This window comes from Helicobacter kayseriensis, from assembly GCF_021300655.1.
In the GTDB taxonomy this organism is placed as follows: domain Bacteria; phylum Campylobacterota; class Campylobacteria; order Campylobacterales; family Helicobacteraceae; genus Helicobacter_G; species Helicobacter_G kayseriensis.
In genome coordinates, this window is record NZ_JAJTNB010000020.1 from 1 (window position 1) to 3,633 (window position 3,633).

Annotated in this window: 2 protein-coding genes and 1 pseudogene; 2 read left to right on the plus strand and 1 reads right to left on the minus strand. The window is 40.8% G+C overall.

Translation table 11 applies throughout. The annotated features are described in order from the left end of the window. Together LW137_RS06985 and LW137_RS06990 are read left to right on the plus strand one after the other, a co-directional pair. Positions 1 to 421: pseudogene (locus LW137_RS06985) on the plus strand (hypothetical protein); the annotation flags it as partial. Further along, positions 418 to 732, plus strand: coding sequence for a hypothetical protein (locus LW137_RS06990; protein WP_233034881.1), 315 nt, complete (start codon positions 418 to 420; stop codon positions 730 to 732). The pseudogene LW137_RS06985 and the gene LW137_RS06990, both read left to right, overlap by 4 nt. 203 nt (positions 733 to 935) lie before the next feature. Here LW137_RS06990 and LW137_RS06995 read toward each other — a convergent pair. Continuing rightward, a partial coding sequence (locus tag LW137_RS06995) for an autotransporter outer membrane beta-barrel domain-containing protein (protein ID WP_233034891.1) occupies positions 936 to 3,633 on the minus strand: 2,698 nt, incomplete at its 5' end.

A 3,633-nucleotide genomic window follows, 5' to 3' on the forward strand; every position in this document is an offset into this window, starting at 1 on the left:
ATTAGATGGTAGCGGGGATGTTACTAGAGGACTTTATGAAGAAATCAAGGCAGGAAAACTCCTAGACCCAAGAGAACCCAAAAGCACAAAAGAAAGCAGAGAGGAGTTTAGAAAAGATCAAAATGCATATATAAGAGGAGAATTAAACCGATATGATTTTGATAAAGCCAACGACAGAAGCGAAAGTTCATTTGAGCTCTATACGGACACTCTCCTCCTAGAAGCCAAAATCATGGCAGTCACTCCCCCTCAAGGTTATATCAATGCTCCTTATTATTATTTCCCTGAAGAGTTAGATGAACTTTATAAAGCAGGAAAACTAGATCGAAAACTAGATCCAAGGATTCCAGCTATAAGACGTGTAGGATTCCCTCAAGAGTTAGTGAAAAAGATTGAAGAGTTTGCAAGAAGCAAGAAGTGATCGCTTCTTTTGCTTCTTCTACTGATTTTCAAAACTTCAATCTTTCTTTTTATCAAGAAAGCATCTCTCAACTCGACCACCGCATCTCATTCTTCTCTTCTCCCTACTTTAATTTTCATAAACTCATCCAATGGATCAAAGAACAAGAAAACAATCAAAAGATTCAAACGAACTATCTCATTCTCTCTCAGTGTCCTACCAAGTCTAATGCGGGGTTAAGTGAAGCACTGATCCAAAAGCTAGGCCATGAGATCAAGGACGAGATCAACCCCACGCCCCAATCACACTCACAATGCAAACATAAGCTATGATCACAACACTCAAAAGAGCATGTCACAACTCCCAAAGGTGGTTTGATCATCTGTGTTTGGTGAGGGTATCTTTGAGCTAGAGTTTAGAGTTTTATTCTTATGTTTTGTCCTATCTGCAAGCAGGGTAATTGATTTTGAGTTTAGAGAGCTAGAGAAGTAAAAATGTATAAATTTCACCCCCTTTTTTTCACTCAAGAGAAGAATTAATTCTCCTCTTGTGCTGTCTCCTCTTCAGAAGAAGTTTCATTCTCCAACTTCAAAGGAGCTTTTTTGCTCTCTTGTGCTTTAACAGGCTTATAGTCTACATTTTCACCAAAGCTATATCGCACACCTGCATTGATTTGATAATCTGTATTGATTTTCCCTTCAAAGCTTTTTTCAAAATCAGCATAGATTCTGACATTTTTTGTTGCTTGAATGTTTGTTCCAACATTGATTGCTATTCTTCCATCAGACTTGAGGGCACTTGAAGCTGATGTGCTATCAACATCTGTTTGGATCGCAAGGCTTCCAGAGTTGATGTAATCATACTCATAGAAAAGTCCTGCATACAATGAAGCAGCAACATCTTTGGCTTGAATGAATTGCTTGAAGTCATAAGCAAATGCAGCACCTGCTCTTGCTCGAAGCATCATTACAGAATCGGCATCAACATTCATAAACGAAGATCCAGCGACGCGTTGGAGATCTGTTTTGTTGAAATATCCAAATCCAATCTCTACTTGAGGATCAATATACCATTCTTGAGCCTCTCCAAGCTTGAATCGATATCCAACTTCATCAGAGATTGTCAATCCGATATTGTTGAGATTGAGTTTTTCATTGCGTCCAGTATTGGTGTTTTGGATCGTGAAATCACTCATCAAATAGCTAAATTTCGCGATCGTATCGTTATACCATCCAGAATCGCTGACATAAGAGTTATAAACTGCTACTTCTACAGCATTTGTTGAGATTCCATCAAGGCTTCTTTCTTGTCCCATGAAATCTCTTGCCTTAGAGCTCATCTTAGAAGATGAAAGACCATAAGAGACCGCTAGACCTAGATAGTTGTTCGCTCCTTCAAATCCAAAGGCATAGTCATACCCTGCTTGGATTGTTGTGTAATTGCTCTTTGTTCCCAATCCAAAATCATTGCTGATTTGCCCATTGAAGACCCTTGCCCAAACTCCATGTGCATTGGCATTGTCTCTAAGTTCACCCATTCTCTTATTGAGAGAGTTAAAGTTGGCTAGATAAAGATCGTAGTTGAACATAAAGGTAGAAGCAACAGCTTCAATATCAGAATGCATCACACCTTGATTTTTCACCTCTTGGATGTAGTAATGTGTAGGAGTAGCTGCCTGACCTGCATATTCTTCTCCAGCTTCTCCACCATCTGGAGCTTGAGCGGCTTCCTTCTCTTCAGAAAACTTAACAGATGCATAGTTGAATCCCATTGCAGCATAGCTTGTTGTATCAAACTTCACTTTTGAATCAGAAGAAGTCGCGACAAGCACATTGTTTTCTCTAGTGATTGAGAGAATATCAGACTTCTTATCTTCATCAAACACAATAGAAAGCTTTTGAGCCTGTGATTGTGTTTTGTCATCCTTGGTTGCTCCTGTGCTTGTTGTACTAACAACAACCTTGTCTGCAGAATAAGTTTTTTCTCCATCTGCTTGGCCATCTTTTGCATCAACATAGAGGATAAATTGGTTGCCCGCTGAAGTATCCAAGTCTGAGATTGTCAATGTTTTGGCTTCTCTTCCTGCGATAGGAGCTCCACCGATCTTTCCACTCTCTCCTGCAAGATTGAAGATCGCTCCAGTATTTGACTTTTGCGCATCTTGAGTCAAAGTGACTTTTGTGATTTCTTCTGTGCCTGCTTTGGCATTGAAGTTAAGTCTTGCTTGATCTCCTAGAGCGAGATTGATGCTTGCTGATGTTTCTAGGGCAAAAGCTTGATCAGTGAAGTTTGTGACAGAGTTTGCACCTAGAGATAGGTTGGCAGTTTGACCATTTGCGACATTGATATGAGCTGTTTGAGAAGCAGGAGATCCGATATTGATCATAGCTCCCTCTCCAAAAGTCAATACACCTGTGTTATCAAGGATTGTTTTTGTGCCATTGCTAATGGCCGCTTCAAGTCCTCCATTTTCAACAGCGATGATTCCTCTTTGGATCTCACTTGTTCCGCTGGATTTGATCAATGTCGCGCTTGTAGCTTGATTATTTCCAATCTTGTTTATGTTATCTACTGTGAAGCTTCCTTCAAATGTCCCATTCTCAAGCTCTAAGGCTGTTGCGTTTGAGGCTTTCTCACTTCCAACTTTTAGCGTCATCTGGACTTTGCGTGCATCCAAAGTCGCATTAGAGACTTTGAGACCTACAGCCGATCCTGCATTACCATTTCTCGCATTGGCTCCCGCAGTTCCAGCAGATCCAGCATCGACGCTCAAGACGAGCTCAGACCCTCGTGCAAATGACAGCTCTCCACCGCTGACTAAGATCCCTGTAGCATCTCCACCATTAGCCCCGTTTTGATTTGCAACAATGCCATCTCCACCTTTTCCACCTGTTACATTGAGCGTGAGCTTGCCTTCAAAATCTGCACTTTGCTTGATTTCTGCACCAACTGCGTTTTGACCATTTGTGGCTACAGCTTTAGCTTTGGCATCAGATCCATTAGATCCAATCAATGTATATTTTGTCCCTTCTCCCTCGCCAAAAATATAGGTCGCATCTCGTAGATTATGATAGATCCCATAGAGTGTTGCATCATTTGCTGCTCTTGCATCATCTCCAGCGATAAGTGTGATTTGAGAATCTGTAGCACTTCCAGAAAAATTTCCGATATTAAGAGCTTTTCCTGCTTCTTTTGCTGCATTTTGAACAATAAGCACTTCTTTTCCACTAGCT